This window comes from Spirobacillus cienkowskii, from assembly GCF_037081835.1.
Taxonomy (GTDB): domain Bacteria; phylum Bdellovibrionota_B; class Oligoflexia; order Silvanigrellales; family Silvanigrellaceae; genus Silvanigrella; species Silvanigrella cienkowskii.
This window is the reverse complement of sequence record NZ_CP146516.1, coordinates 687,544-702,517: the sequence shown is the minus strand read 5'-3', so window position 1 is coordinate 702,517 and position 14,974 is coordinate 687,544. Positions and strand designations below refer to the sequence as shown.

15 protein-coding genes are annotated in these 14,974 nt (G+C 34.2%); 12 read left to right on the top strand and 3 right to left on the bottom strand.

Translation table 11 applies throughout. From position 1 onward, the window contains the following. Window positions 1-12 precede the first annotated feature (12 nt). Together Spiro2_RS03090 and Spiro2_RS03085 are read left to right on the top strand one after the other, a co-directional pair. Window positions 13-552 (top strand): DUF4365 domain-containing protein, encoded by a 540-nt coding sequence (locus tag Spiro2_RS03090; RefSeq protein WP_338636940.1) that lies wholly within the window; start codon window positions 13-15, stop codon window positions 550-552. Further along, window positions 542-1,639, top strand: coding sequence for a hypothetical protein (locus tag Spiro2_RS03085; protein WP_338636939.1), 1,098 nt, complete (start codon window positions 542-544; stop codon window positions 1,637-1,639). Before Spiro2_RS03090 ends, Spiro2_RS03085 begins: the two co-directional genes overlap by 11 nt. 166 nt (window positions 1,640-1,805) lie before the next feature. Here Spiro2_RS03085 and tuf read toward each other — a convergent pair whose 3' ends face one another. Together tuf and Spiro2_RS03075 are read right to left on the bottom strand one after the other, a co-directional pair. Continuing rightward, a complete protein-coding gene (gene tuf, locus Spiro2_RS03080; RefSeq protein WP_338636938.1) occupies window positions 1,806-2,993 on the bottom strand; it encodes an elongation factor Tu in 1,188 nt (395 codons plus the stop codon). Between the two features lie 240 nt (window positions 2,994-3,233). Next, window positions 3,234-3,746: a hypothetical protein gene (locus tag Spiro2_RS03075; protein ID WP_338636937.1), complete on the bottom strand. Its 513-nt coding sequence runs from the start codon at window positions 3,744-3,746 to the stop codon at window positions 3,234-3,236. A gap of 162 nt (window positions 3,747-3,908) precedes the next feature. Here Spiro2_RS03075 and Spiro2_RS03070 point away from each other — a divergent pair, with 162 nt between their 5' ends. The 7 genes from Spiro2_RS03070 to Spiro2_RS03040 all read left to right on the top strand — a co-directional run bounded on the left by Spiro2_RS03070 (window position 3,909) and on the right by Spiro2_RS03040 (window position 10,850). Continuing rightward, window positions 3,909-4,928, top strand: coding sequence for a glutathione S-transferase family protein (locus tag Spiro2_RS03070; protein WP_338636936.1), 1,020 nt, complete (start codon window positions 3,909-3,911; stop codon window positions 4,926-4,928). A 16-nt stretch (window positions 4,929-4,944) separates the two neighbouring features. Further along, the gene (mtnP, locus tag Spiro2_RS03065; RefSeq protein ID WP_338636935.1) at window positions 4,945-5,820 is read left to right on the top strand and encodes an S-methyl-5'-thioadenosine phosphorylase; all 876 of its coding nucleotides are present in this window, start codon (window positions 4,945-4,947) and stop codon (window positions 5,818-5,820) included. A 32-nt stretch (window positions 5,821-5,852) separates the two neighbouring features. After that, window positions 5,853-6,950, top strand: a complete 1,098-nt coding sequence (mtnA, locus tag Spiro2_RS03060) for an S-methyl-5-thioribose-1-phosphate isomerase (protein WP_338636934.1) — start codon at window positions 5,853-5,855, stop codon at window positions 6,948-6,950. Window positions 6,951-6,954: 4 nt separating this feature from the next. Continuing rightward, the gene (locus tag Spiro2_RS03055; protein WP_338636932.1) at window positions 6,955-8,112 is read left to right on the top strand and encodes a RuBisCO large subunit C-terminal-like domain-containing protein; all 1,158 of its coding nucleotides are present in this window, start codon (window positions 6,955-6,957) and stop codon (window positions 8,110-8,112) included. After that, window positions 8,109-8,807, top strand: a complete 699-nt coding sequence (gene mtnB / locus Spiro2_RS03050; protein WP_338636931.1) for a methylthioribulose 1-phosphate dehydratase — start codon at window positions 8,109-8,111, stop codon at window positions 8,805-8,807. The genes Spiro2_RS03055 and mtnB overlap by 4 nt, the downstream gene beginning before the upstream one ends. A gap of 74 nt (window positions 8,808-8,881) precedes the next feature. Further along, on the top strand, window positions 8,882-10,549 hold the full coding sequence (locus Spiro2_RS03045; protein ID WP_338636930.1) for a SpoIIE family protein phosphatase: 1,668 nt from the start codon (window positions 8,882-8,884) through the stop codon (window positions 10,547-10,549). A 133-nt stretch (window positions 10,550-10,682) separates the two neighbouring features. Then, window positions 10,683-10,850, top strand: a complete 168-nt coding sequence (locus tag Spiro2_RS03040) for a hypothetical protein (protein ID WP_338636929.1) — start codon at window positions 10,683-10,685, stop codon at window positions 10,848-10,850. Window positions 10,851-10,863: 13 nt separating this feature from the next. Here Spiro2_RS03040 and Spiro2_RS03035 read toward each other — a convergent pair whose 3' ends face one another. Then, window positions 10,864-11,475 (bottom strand): XRE family transcriptional regulator, encoded by a 612-nt coding sequence (locus Spiro2_RS03035; RefSeq protein ID WP_338636928.1) that lies wholly within the window; start codon window positions 11,473-11,475, stop codon window positions 10,864-10,866. A 122-nt stretch (window positions 11,476-11,597) separates the two neighbouring features. Between Spiro2_RS03035 and Spiro2_RS03030 the strand changes: the two genes are divergently transcribed. The 3 genes from Spiro2_RS03030 to Spiro2_RS03020 all read left to right on the top strand — a co-directional run bounded on the left by Spiro2_RS03030 (window position 11,598) and on the right by Spiro2_RS03020 (window position 14,667). Beyond that, window positions 11,598-12,668: a hypothetical protein gene (locus Spiro2_RS03030; RefSeq protein WP_338636926.1), complete on the top strand. Its 1,071-nt coding sequence runs from the start codon at window positions 11,598-11,600 to the stop codon at window positions 12,666-12,668. Window positions 12,669-12,801: 133 nt separating this feature from the next. Then, on the top strand, window positions 12,802-13,734 hold the full coding sequence (locus tag Spiro2_RS03025) for a hypothetical protein (protein WP_338636924.1): 933 nt from the start codon (window positions 12,802-12,804) through the stop codon (window positions 13,732-13,734). Between the two features lie 27 nt (window positions 13,735-13,761). Then, on the top strand, window positions 13,762-14,667 hold the full coding sequence (locus tag Spiro2_RS03020) for a hypothetical protein (RefSeq protein WP_338636923.1): 906 nt from the start codon (window positions 13,762-13,764) through the stop codon (window positions 14,665-14,667). Window positions 14,668-14,974: the final 307 nt, after the last annotated feature.

The window sequence follows — 14,974 nt, the reverse complement described above, 5'->3', positions numbered from 1 at the left end:
AAGTTTACAAAAATGACAATTTCGCTGAATGAGACTGAAGCAGAATTAAGTTACGCATATTTACATGCTGTTGCTTCACAAGCGGGTTTTACTTGTTCCTATAGTAACAGGCTTGAAGACTCTTATCGTATTGTAGATGCAAGAGTTGGCGCAGGAATTAAGCCAGATCCATTATCTGTTTTAGAAGATTTTGAAATCGAAATTCAACTAAAAGCAACATCACAAGAACTTATTACTAATACAAAAAAAATATCATATCCTTTTAAAGGAATAAAACAGTATAATAAATTAAGATCTGAAAATACAGGAGGAAGAAAATTTCTTATCTTATTACAATTACCTAAAAATCATGAAGATTGGCTTTATATTTCTGAAGAACAACTTCTTTTAAAAGGGGTTGCGTATTGGGTCAGTTTACGTGGAGCTCCGCCAAGCAAAAATGATACAATACAAACTATATATATTCCAACTGAAAATGTACTTACAGTCCAAAGCTTAAAAGATTTAATGATAAGAATCTCAAAAAAGGAAGATATTAAATATGAATTATAAACTATTGAATGATATCAATCCAAAAGATATTCTTGCCTATGTCACACAACATGGTTGGAAGTATGTTGATGATCTTCCTCCAAGTATTGAGTTATATAAAAATGAAAAATATTTAAACAGGCAGTTACAAATACCTATAAAATCAGAATTGGATGACTATCCTGAACTCATAACAAGACTTGCTGAAAAATTATCTATAATCGAAGAAAGAACACCAGAACAGATTATTAGCGATTGGCGTTCAACTAGTTCAGACACAATTCGTATGCGATTACAAACAAAAACTGAATATCAAATCCCATTTACGAGAGCCGTTCAAACAATGGAAGCAATAAAAAAAGCACTTATTGCTACAGCATGCAGCATTCTTTCTCCACAAAAACATCATGCAAAACTTCGCAGGTCTGAAGCAAATGAACTTATGGACGCTTGTAAGATGGAACAAACAGAAAAAGGAAGCTTCATCATTAAAATATCTTGCCCGATTTATGCTGTAAATTACGATATTGCATCATCCGCATCGACTAAAGGTATTCCTTTTGTTCGCATGACAATGATAAGTTTCATGAAGTCTTTAAAAGAGATTAAAGAACTTGCAAGAAATGGCGAGGAGAATATCATTATACCGCCTTTATTAAGTTCAAATTTTTGTAGCGCATTACGCAGCATTTTAGAAGATGACGTTGAATTTTCCGCATCTTGGGCTCTTAAATTACCTCAACATGATTTAGGTATTCCAACTAGCGTTTCCTTAACAACCGATTTAATACAAAAAATAGAATGCATTGAAGAAAAACTTCGCCCCACACTACTAACACAAAATCAAATGATTTTTGGAACAATAGAAACCTTAGACGGCCAAATGGGAGATGACAATAGAAGATCAGGTGATGTTACTATTCGGTTCTTGCATGATGATGAAATTTTAAATGCTAAAATTTCATTAAATTCTGATCAATATGAGATAGCAGATAAAGCACATATGACAGGAAAAACCATTACAGTAACAGGACTTTTAAAACGAGGATTTCGTAGCAATAGAATTGAAAAAATAAAGAACTTTGATTTGGCTGAAAAAGTGAGATAGTGAAATCTTAAAAAAACAACTATGAGAAGCAAAAGTCCAAGTTATTTAAAATTTAAACTCAATTTTTCCACACTCCACTTGAATCCCCACCAAAACAAAACAACCCCAAAAGGAAAAACCTTTTGGGGTTGTTTTTGCTGCACAATACAGCAAAGCAAGAGTTTAATTACTCAATGCATTTACCAACTGCACCAGAACCAACTGTACGACCACCTTCACGGATTGCAAAACGGAGACCTGGCTCCATTGCAACAGGAGTGATGAGCTCAACAGTGATTTCGATGTTGTCACCAGGTACAACCATTTCCACGTTAGCTGGAAGATCAACAACACCAGTTACGTCTGTTGTACGGAAGTAGAATTGTGGGCGGTAACCTTTAAAGAAAGGTTTATGGCGTCCACCTTCATCTTTGTTCAACACGTAAATTTGTGCTGTAAACTTTTTGAATGGTTTGATAGAGCCTGGTTTAGAAAGAACTTGACCGCGTACAACGTCTTCACGTTTTGTACCACGAAGAAGAACACCAACGTTGTCACCAGCTTGACCTTGATCAAGAACTTTACGGAACATTTCCACGCCAGTACAAATAGTCTTAGCAGTTGGGTTGATGCCCACGATTTCAAGTTCTTCACCAACTTTACAAATACCTTGCTCAATACGACCAGTACAAACTGTACCGCGACCAGAAATTGAGAACACATCTTCAATTGGCATAAGGAATGGTTTGTCAATTGGACGTGGAGGTTCTTTAATAAAGGTGTCCACTGCATCCATAAGCTCAACAATGCATTTTGAACTTTTCTCATCAGCAGGATTTTGAAGAGCAGCAAGTGCAGAACCACGAATAACAGGAGTGTCATCACCTGGGAAATTGTATTTAGTGAGAAGCTCACGGATTTCCATTTCAACAAGATCAGTCAACTCAGGGTCAGCAATATCGCATTTATTTAAAAATACCACAATGTGAGGAACGTTCACCTGACGTGCAAGCAAAATGTGCTCACGAGTTTGCGGCATAGGACCGTCAGTCGCAGCACAAACAAGAATTGCACCGTCCATTTGCGCAGCACCCGTAATCATATTTTTTACGTAGTCCGCGTGACCAGGACAGTCAACGTGTGCATAGTGACGATTTGCAGTTTCATATTCAATGTGGGAAGCGTTAATGGTAATACCACGAGCTTTTTCTTCTGGCGCTTTGTCGATTTCATCGAATTTAGTAGCAACTTTACCTTGACGGGTAGAAAGAACAGCAGAAATAGCAGCTGTAAGAGTGGTCTTACCGTGGTCAACGTGACCAATGGTACCGATATTCATATGAGGCTTGGAACGCTCAAATTTTTCCTTTGCCACGGTATAATCCTCCAGTTTTGGCAACACAAATAAAAAACAAACTAAAAAAAATCATGAGTAGGATAAGCATAGTTAGAACAACTTGTAAAGTGGTTCTTGCTCCTGTGAAGGGCATTGATACAAACATTCCAAACAAAATGCAATCATCTTTTAAGCTGAATTTACATTTTTTTGAGCAGAACGCATTGCATTTTAAAAAATTAAGAAAATACGGTATAAGGAAATTATATTCGACTTCTATCAGTCTAACGTATCGTTTTCATTATTAATAAGTTCTTCTAAAATGGTTAGATTATCTTCAGCACGAGTTCGCATCAAACGCTCTCTAATTGCATTATAGCGTAGCTCACCATCTGGCATGTCAAAGGGGATATCAAGAAACATCACATACCGCTTTGCATCATAAAACTCTGTAAAGAGTATACGTTTAGAAGCAATAACTGGTTGCTTTATTGGAAAGGTAAATTCCAAAGGAATCAGTTTAACTGCTCGCAGCGCAGCAATAATAATAATAGAAAAAATCAATATCATTAAAGCATTATATTGTAACATACGAATTTCAAGCGCCCAAGGAAGAGCAATAAACAACAAACAACACGTCACCCCTTGAAAGCCGATGTAGGTCATGACATAAAGCAGATCATCATCCCAGTTTTTAAAATTAACGGGCAATAGCAAAAAAAGAGTTTGCACAATTGCTGCAATGACCACTCCACCATAAGTAAGCAAAAGCTCTAATACCTTTATGAGCATTTTTTTTCCTCATAAACAGAAAAACAAAAAATCACACCACTCCTTTTTCGGAAACTATTTTTAAAGGATTGGAGGAAAAGAATTTCCGAGTTATAACCACGCTATGCAAAAGATCTTTGTTTTTTGAGAAATTTTCATTCTCTCTTACAACGAGGCTCCCTCATGAAGCTCTATTCGATTCCATTTTGTCCTTACTGTTTTAGAGTCAAGATAACGTTAAAAATAAAAGAGATTTCACCTTCTATGGTAGAAATCAAAGAAATTGACTTAAAAAACCCACCAGAAGCATTAAAAAAAATAAATCCAAATTTAACAGTCCCTACTTTGCAGTTAAACAATGACTCAGGGTTTGGAGAAAGTGTTACAATTATGGAGTATTTAGATACTTTGGGCACAAACAAGGTGATGCTGTTTGGCAAAACGCCAGAACATAAAGCGAAACTAAAGTTTACAATGCAGTACATAAACGAACACATTACACAGCAGCTGAATTATGCAATTATGAGTAAAGGTAGCGCAATTGCATACTCTAAAATTAACACCGCACTACCAAAAGCTTTTGAACTTTTAAATCACTTACTGCAACAACAGAATGGTGCACCATTTTTTGGCGGCACAACCGTTAATGCGCAGGATGTTTGCTTAGCTCCTTTTGTTGTTTATTATAATATGGTGCAAAAACATACCAATTTACTTCCAGTGCCAAACGAATTTCAAAAAGTTACCCAATATTTTAAAAATTTAGAAGAACACGCTGTTGTTAAAGAAACCATGCATCAAACACAAGAAATGCAAGACGTTATTTTAAATTTTAGTACCCCTCCCGAATACATGCTAAAAATTAAAAACTCCTCTCGCACGCTTATAGACAACATTCAGCAAGAGACCGCAAAGCTCAATCAAACAATACAAAAGCTTGGGTCTAAAATATTATGGGAAGTGCAGTTAAATAGTAAAGGACCCTTACTTTTTACTAAAATACTTTTGCAAAATCCAAGTGAATCTCTAAAAGTTTTACATAAAATCAACGATCTCCAAGAAACCACAAATCACCATTGTCATTTTATCCTTGAAAACTTTACATGCATTCAAGTAGAAGTATGCACGCATGAACCCCAATGGGGAGTTTCTGCAATGGACTTTGCGTTTGCGGAGGCTTTGGCAATTATTTTTTTAACTTAAAGGAACACATCACATCATGAAGCAAAATAAAAAAACTTTTTTAGCATTTATTGGTGGTAGCGGACTTTATGATCTTCCAGGAATAGAAAATTTAGTTGAACATGAAATATCAACCCCTTTTGGTGTTCCTTCTGATAAAATTATTGTTGGAAAAATTGATGGCAGACCCATTGCATTTTTACCTCGCCATGGTCGTGGTCACCGGTTTCTCCCTTCAGAAGTGAATTACCGAGCCAATATTTATGCTTTAAAATCTTTAGGAGTTTCACATATTGTTAGCATTAGCGCTGTTGGTGGCTTGCAAGAAAAAACAGCACCTGGAACTGCAGTGATTCCTACCCAAATTTTAGATAAAACCACAGGTCTTCGCGCACGAAGCTTTTTTGGCAACGGTGTTGTAGGACATGTCAGCTTTGCAGACCCCTACTGCACAGAACTACAAAAATATATTGCCAATGCTTGTGAACAAGAAAAAATCTCAACCCATTTTGGTGGCACGTTAGTGTGTATTGAAGGACCTCGTTTTAGTAGTCGAGCAGAAAGCCATTATTTTAGAGCAAGTGAAGCGACTATTATTGGCATGACTGCAATGCCAGAAGCCATTTTAGCCCGCGAAGCAGAAATTGCGTATGCAACTTTAGCCTTTGTGACTGATTATGATTGCTGGAAAGAGGAAACAGAGCCTGTTACGGTTGATGCTGTGTTAGCGGTATTAAATAACAATGTCGAAGCGTCAAAACGCATTGCCAAAGCAATTCATAAGTTGCTGCCACTAGAATCTGATAATCCTATTTTTCATGCCGCAAAGCATGCAATTATGACAACGCCAAGTCTTATTCCTCCAGAAACAAAACGCAATTTGAATTTACTCTATGGAAAATACTGGAACTAATTTTATAATTTTTTAAGAATAGGTGCAAATTTATGTTACATAACCTCGAAGCAATTCGATTTAAAAATAATAAGTTAGAATTATTAAACCAGTTGTTACTTCCCGATTCTTTTGTGTACGAAGAGTGTTCTGATTCTAAAGATGGTTGGCAGGCAATTCATAGTATGAAAGTGCGTGGAGCACCTGCTATTGCAATCACTGCAGCTCTTTCTCTTGCCAGTGAGCTTCATCATTTAGAACATCAATTTACTGTTGATGAACTCAAAGAGTATATCTTTGCTAAACTTGATTATTTGTGTACAAGCAGACCCACAGCAGTCAACTTATTTAAAATGGCTCATTCCATGAAACACATCATTGAAGTAGAGCTTAAAGCAAACCAAACTTATTTTCAGAACCCACAAATTTTAAAAGAATTTTTTATCAAAAAAGCAGAAGACATGCTTGCTAATGATATTGCTGATAATAAGGCAATTGGCAAATTTGGGGTCGAATGCTTTGGCCACAATAAAAACTTGAAAATTTTGACTCATTGCAACACAGGATCGCTGGCTACAGCTGGTTTTGGCACAGCGTTAGGAGTCATCCGTTCGCTTCATCAAGCTGGCAAACTCGAACACGCTTTTGCAACAGAAACACGCCCTTACAATCAGGGCGCACGCCTTACGGCATTTGAGCTTGTTTACGAAAAAATTCCAGCAACTCTTATTACCGACTCCATGGCCGCATTTTTAATGCAAGAAAAAAAGATTGATGGAGTTGTTGTTGGAGCGGATAGAGTTGTTGCAAACGGAGACACCGCAAACAAAATAGGAACATTACAACTTGCTATTGTTGCTGCGCACTATAACGTGCCTTTTTATGTTGCGGCGCCTTCGAGTTCTATTGATTGCACAAAACAAACTGGCAAAGAAATTCATATTGAAGAACGCCCAGCCCAAGAATTGACCCACATTCAAGGCATTCCTATTGCGGCCAAAGATATTCAAGTGTGGAACCCATCTTTTGACATCACCCCCAATGCGCTCATCACAGGAATAATTACAGAGTTTGGAGTGATGACAAAAAATAACAATGGCGAGTTTCAAGTGGCGCAATTCTTAGCAACAAATCTCAAATCTAAGGGGTAAATTTATGAAATCTGCAATCAAAAATCAAAATTTACTTGCCCCCCTTGGCAACGAGCCACATGCATTTGCAAAATTTAGAATCGATAGCAAAAAGTACTCTATAAATTTAATTGAAGAGATTGCAATTGGTCAATCTTTAGGCGCTTGGGACGAAACCCATGTCAGTCACGCTATTTTGCAAAGCAAAGTTGCTAAGATTGTATCGCTAGAAAGCTTTTCTGATTTTCATGAAGCAGTTGTCGCTTTTCCGCTTAACATTTGGCATCGCAAATTGTCATGGTTATTGGCTATTTTGTACGGCAAAATGAGTTTTTACGAAGGCGTGCAACTAAACTCTGTTTGGTTTTCTGCAGATTGTTTTGACAATAAAAATTTAATTGGCCCTAAATTTTCGCCTGAGTCGCTGCGTCAATTGCTTGGTGTGCAGCAAAAACACCCTCTGTTGATGGGTATTTTAAAACCAAATGTGGGAATGAATGCTAAAAAAATTGTTTCTTTATATCTTGAGGCAGCAGAAGCAGGGGTTCATATATTAAAAGATGATGAAATACGACACGATGCGTCACCGCTGGATTCCCTGCAACGCATAGAAGCCGTTGCTCAAGAAGCACAAAAAAGAAATTTAAAAACTTTGTACGCTGTGCACTTACAAATTGATTCGGCAAACTACATACAACATGCAAAAGCATTTGTTGAAGCCGGGGCTAATGCATTGCTTGTGAATGTGTGGACAGCGGGAATTGAAGCATTACAAGAAATTCGCAAAGCCGTTGATGTGCCTATTTTATCGCACCCAGCACTTGTTGGAGCATTCGGAAGTCAAGAACACAATGCCACAATACACCCACGCGTTACTTTAGCGCAATTGATTCGTGCGGCAGGAGCAGACTTAAGCTTATTTCCAAGCCCATACGGTAAACTTGGTTTGCAAAAACACATTGCACTCGATATTGCACAACATTGTTTACAAACAAACCAAAATTGGCCAATTTGCAGTACAATGCCTGTACTCAGCGCCGGCATTAAACAAGAACACACAGCTCTTGCAAAAGCAGATTTTGGAACCGATTTTGTTTTAAATGCTGGCACAGGAATATTTACCGACAGCCAAGGTATTCAAAACAGCATTCAAAACTTTAGAAAAGAACTTGATGTATTATGAGAAACTTTAGAAAAATCATAAAAGACGCTTCGCACTTTCCGCTGTCTTTATTTGAAACAATTGAGTTAAATAAAATATGTGATACCGCAAAAAGACTCGACACACGTCTTGCAATACCTGCAACAAGTAGTAATTTTAGTATTCGGACAAAAAACAATGATTTTCTTATAACAAAATCGGGCTTACACAAACGTAACTTAAACCCTGGCCGCTTTATCAGAGTGTCACTGCAAGGCACACCATTAAACCCTTTATCTGCAAAACCAAGTGATGAAACTCTAATTCATGCAGTCATTTATCAAAATGTTTCTTCTGCACACGCTATTTTGCATTGTCATGCTCCTGAGTTTGAATCTATTTTGCTTAAAAAGCTTGAACATAAGCAGGTGTCTTCTCAAGGTTTGGAATTTGGTTACTTTAAGCTAAAAGGTCACGAGCTTTTAAAAGCATTAGGCAAAAAAAATCATCAAGAAGACTTTTATCTTCCAGTCGTGCAAAACCATCAAGACATGGAAAAAATGGCCCACTTTATAGAAAATCATTTTTTTCATGACTCGAAGCATCCAGCCAATTGCGGCTTTCTTTTAGAACGGCATGGCATTTACTGTTTTGGTCATTCTGTTTATCAAGCAGAATTGCGGCTAGAGGCTTTGCTTCACCTGATAGCCAACATAACCACTCCCCCATTAAAGTAAAATCTGTAAAAACCGATGTTTATATAGCTTCAATCATTAATAAATAGTTTGTAATTTTAAATGTTAAGGCTTTTATGAACATTCGTACTCATTTCAAAAACATGAGGTTTCCACTTGCAATTAAAACAGCCTTAGCACTTATTGCTATTATTTTTGTCATCATGGGAATCACAACCTATTTTTATATTGGCCAAAACCGATCAGAGATGGAGGCATTTGAGAGAAAAAATCAATTGTCTATTTTTTCTGCAGCACTGCCTGTTGTCGAAAATGCATTGTGGGATGTCGATTTTAAAGGTTTAAACTCTACCTTATTACAAATTATGAAAAATGAAAATATAGTTAGAGTTGTTATATTTACAGAAAGAGAAAAAGTTTTTTCGTATTTAGAGCGTAATAATTTAGACACATTGGGCAAAGATGCTGATTTTAAATTTGATGATTTCTTAACCCCAGAAAATAAAAAACAACTTGTTTCTATTAAATACGATAAAAATTATAATAATGTTGTAGAATTTAACAACTCTAACGAAGAAACGTCTTTACTAGCATACCCACTTTTTTCTAAAACCATGATTAAAGACGTTTTAGAAGTTAATAAAATTGGTTACTTATTTATGATCTATTCAACTAAAAAAATAAGTGAAGCCAATAGATCAATTATTATAAAAGCAATTTTATTATCAAGTTTACTTTGCATTGTATTAATTATTTCTAGTTTTATATTTATTATTAATTTGGTTATTAATCCAATAAAAGCATTAGAAGAAGCCAGCATTAAAATTGCAAATAGTAATTTTGTTCAAACAAATATTCAAAAAAGTATTGTCGGCCATGACGAAATTGATAGTTTAACAAATAATTTTAATCACATGGTAACGCAAATTTTAAAATTTATTGAAGAAGAAAAAAAGCAGCAAAGAATGGCAAACGAACTCGAAACTGCAAGAGTTATTCAAAAGTCATTTATTCCGAAAGCAACAAATTTACAAGTAGGATATTTTGAAATTTCTGGTCAGTTTCAATCTGCTTCAGAATGCGGAGGCGACTGGTGGCATTTTTATCCTCTTCCCGATAAAAAACTAATGCTTTTTCTTGGCGATGTCACAGGACACGGAACACCTAGTGCAATGCTCACAGCCGCGGTAAAAGGCTATTGCGATTCAATCTACGGCAGAAAAATAAGTGATCCCTCCATTATTCTTGAAGAACTTGACCTTATTGTAAGAAGCTGTGGCGGTGAAGACTTGGTCATGACCATGTTTGTGACGGTTATCGATCCCATCAACCAAAAAATGACGTATTCCAATGCAGCACAAAATTTTCCTTTAATTATTAACCAAGAATCAAACACAGAATCCCACACAACACTGCTCGGTCTTGGTAAACGACTGGGCTTCAGAAATAGTCAAAATGATGAGCATTATGTTAAATACAAAAACTATACATGTGATTTTAAACCCAATAATATACTTTTTGTTTATTCTGATGGATTAATAGAAGCAAAAAACTTAACTAACCAAAGAGAATACTCAGAACGCCGTTTACTTAAAAAACTAAAAAGCATAAAAACCCTTGATACAAATCAAATAATTATCACTATTCAAGAAGATTTAGAAAAATTTGTTGAAGGCAATCAGTTTGAAGACGATGTGACGTTTGTCGCCTGCCGTTTTTGCAAAACTGAAGAAAATCAATATACCAACGAACTGGTTACATATTTCAATTCTCGTGCTGGCTAAAAAATTGCTTAGTAAATTGGCATTTTAGTGTCGTAGGAACCATTTTGCCCAGTAAGCTAACACAAATTTGCCCATAATTATAAAAGTACACAAAAGCACAACTCAACAACTTGCTACATAGGGAGAGATTATTGTGCACGACGAATATGAACTCAATTTAGACGATTTGGATTTTAATGCGACTCCTATTCAATACTTTGATATTGAAGTGAATGATCCTGTCTCAGAAGAAGACCTTCGGTATGCAGAGCTTGAACATATATTATTTAAACAAATGCCAAAAATTGATTTTGCTGTTTGAATAGTTTTTAAAATTAAAATTTAGGAACCTGTACAACAATGCTCAATCCTTTTGCAACTTCACATCCATCTTGGCACGCATAGGCATGGCGTTGATGACCATCAAAACAAAGCAAATCTCCCTCATAAACAATAAATAATTCGCTCTCTACCATAACGTTAAAACATCCTTGAAAACAATAAAAGTATTCTTCGGTTCCCGGGGTGTGCGGCGAACCAGGAAATCGCTCTCCAGCAAGAAGTTGATACTCTTGTAAAATAAGATAACGAGAGTTTTCGGGTGTTAATTGATAAATATCAATAAATTTATTTAATTTATGGATTCCTTGTAAAAGTGGCTTAGGAATGAGTGTGGCATTTTCTTTTTTATATAATATTGCGGTGGGAGTTGGTTTGCGTAACAATGAGGCCATTTCAACTCCTAGACCTTGTGCGATGCCAACCAATACTTGCAACGTTGGGTTTCCTTCACCGCGCTCCAAACTTGCAATTGTGCTCCGCGGAACACCCGAACGTTCTGAGAGTTGTTCTTGGCTAAGTCCATACTCGCGCCGAAACGCCTTCATATGCACAGCAATATACTGCCCAAAGCATTCGGGTTTTTCAAATGAATCTTTTTTGAGCATAAATGCAATTCTCCAATTTTTTATCTTTTTTTCATTGTGTCAGTTTCGTCTCGTATTTTATATTTAAAACCCCTGGGTAACGTATAATATCTATGTTTGTTTTGACAACAAGGAAGGCGCGAATGAAGAAAAATACCTTAATAATTGTTATGAGTTATTTTTATTTTTCTATTGTAGTCAGTTGTGCAACAAAAAATCAAACCAAAAGAAATCATTTTCTTCCCAATTCTGCTTACGTGAACCCTTCACATCCTTCGGTTGATTGGAGTAAGCTACATGCTCAAAATGACTCACCAAATGTAAAAACATTTTTAGAACTTTCTAAAGCAACTCAATCAAAAATAAGAGAATATCAAATTCCATATTCATGGAAAGGGATATCAGAAAACTGGGATTATCATTATTTTAAGTCAAAAGATAAGTATACTTTTATGCGTAAAAATGGTGTGGATTGTACCCGTTTTCTTCGCCATATTTTTTTAGAAGAAATGAAATTACCATACAATTCAAAAGAAAAAAATTACCCAATATTGAGTCATAGTTTTAGCCAAAATAGATCTAGCAGCGAACTGAAAAACTTTATTCCAATTAAAAAACTTCGCAATGGCTTTAAACCTAAATCAGGAGATATCTTAGCGTTTCCGGGTCATGCACTTGTTGTGATTGATGCAAAAAATTGTATTGCGATGCAATCTGCTTCATGGTTGTGCAAAAAATTTGCATTAAATAACTGCTACCAATCTGCAAGCGGCAAACATGCAGGAGTCACTCTATATAAATTGATGAATAAAAATGATTGTGAAAACGGAACTTGGAAACAACTCGATGCGGCAAAAAATAAATTTACTGCTGCTTGGCGACACAAATCATTTAACACTTGGATAGAATCAATGCCTCAAAAAGCCAAACCGCATGAAACAATAACGCTGACAGGATACAATATTTCAAGAAGATATATTTATTTTTCTGGAAGTCATACACCTGTTTTAACCTCCTATGCACACGAGCACAAACACAACGAGCATGGCGATCTCATAGATATTGTTACAGTTAAAGTTCCTAGCACAGCAAAAAGCGGAAAGTTAAAAATTTATTGGGGCAATCATTTAAAACCCGATAGCAAACATACAGTGAGTTCGCAGAAAATTATAAATATTGAGCAACAATTTCTTACTAAAAACAGAAAATTATAAAATTACATTTTATTTTTTCAATTTCTGAATTGACACAAAAAAAATACTATAATATTAAATTATTCCAATAAAATGAGATTTTAAATAACTCATTTTTATAAATAATATTCTAAAATTTTAAGGTTATTTTCAAATGCATTATAATAAAGTCTTTTTAGCAATTGCGTCTGCTTCATTTAGTGCAATTTCATGCAAAAACGATGGTACTCATAATAACCAACTAAATCTCGAAGAGTATCAAATTGCTTTCACAAGCCCTAAAGATCCCGTAAATATGACACTTGTAAAAGGGTCTGTAAAATGCGGTAAATATGAAAATGAATTTGAACTAAATGGAAGCTCAACCCAAATATATGTGGCAAAGGATCACCTTTGTGCAATTACAATTACAAATATAGAGTTTACAAAAAATAGTAAAAATTATAATTTATCTCCTAAAGATACAAATAAACCAATTTTAATACAATATAACTCACAAGATATTCAACGTCAGGAAAATATTTTTTTTAATAATAAAAGTGATGAATTTTCTGTTCATACCGAGATAGATACTCCTAATAAAAAAATAGATATACTTTTTTATTTTTTTAATGTTTTCCAACCACTATCTGCATACACTCTAGAACCAATTAGCAATATTTATTTTAATGCAATTGAAGCACCTAAAAATATTGATTTGTATGCAACAATCTTAAAACAAACTGTTCCACTAAAGTCTAACTATTGGTTAAAAACTAATGACCAATCTCAGTTACCTAACGCGAAGCATTGTGCTGTGGTGTCACAAACCGATCTTGAAAATTATTTTACAAAACTAAAAATAAATAAACAAAAAACAGACGACTGGATAACACTTTCATGGCAAGATATTCGTTCTTATTTTAAATCAGAATCATTAATAAAAAGTGATTGCCCAGAATTTTATCAAAGAACAATGGATTTTTCTTCACCAGGAAACTGGAATAGTTTTGCAAACAGCAAGCATTTTATTATTATCTCTACAGATCCTATAAATAATGAATACAATTCTTATAGAGTTATAAAAGTTAATGAATTAAATAATTAAATTTTAATCATATAATATTGGTTTTAAATGAAATTTCTTTTAAAATATAAAATTAATTTAAATTTATTGATTATATTTTTTATTATATTTGGCTGCAAAAAAATACCCCATGAATATAAGTTAGAAAATAATTTTTCTCCAATTATATTAAGCTTAAACACAGAAAAATCTTTATTAAACAAAGATTCTGCAATTCAAAGTGTACATATAAAAGTCACGTGTGAAATGTTTACTATTACAAATTTAACTATAGAAATTAATTCAGAAAAAAATATTTTTCTTCCTATTGATCCCAAATGCACATTAGAATTAAAAAGTTTTAAAAAAAACGACTTAGAATATACTTCAAAAAATAATCTTAAAATTGAGCTAGAGCATAGTAAAAAAAAGAACAACTCTACAAAATTATATGAAAACAGTAAAAGTCCTTCTGGAATACGTGTTAATAGTGATATCGAAAAAAAAGACAATATTCTCAAATTAAGTTTTAATTTTGTAGAGCGTGTAGAAGAAAAAGTTTTTGCTCCTAGATCATCAATTGAAGTAGAAAAGGTAGATAAACAGCACACCAGAATTATTATTACAGGACATCTATATGTTGCATTAAATACAATAAATTTTTTTTCAAAAGATGGTACAAAAAAACTTGACTCACAACTAATCAATATAGCAACGATGGGGAATGAAATAATTTTATTTGGTAATAAGTTACCAAAATGCGAATTTAAAAATTCAAATTTAAATCAAAATATTTTATATATTGACGAAAAAATTCATCCTAGTATCAAACGTTTTCATAAAGATTCACTTTCAAATCATGAATTTTGCGCTGTCTTGCTCAAACATACCGAACTTGAAGATAATGTTGTGGTTGAAATAATTTTAACACATAGCGAAAGCAATACAGAAAAATATTTATTTTCATTATTTTAACATAAAAACAATTTTAAACCATTAACTTGCTTACGACTAGGCCGTCATTTACTTATGATTGCTGAACTTCTCTTATAATCCAATAATACAAGAAACCATCTGCTACTATTAAATACTCGCTACTTATTTCTAATTTTAGCAATCTTCTCAAACACAGACATGTTTATAAATAATTAATATTATTAATAAATTTCAAATTACTTAATTGAATTTGTTAAATTTATTAAAAATAATTAATTTTACAAATTGACTTCAATTGCACTTTACTATAGCAACTTTATGTTATTTTATTTCGTATAAAATAATA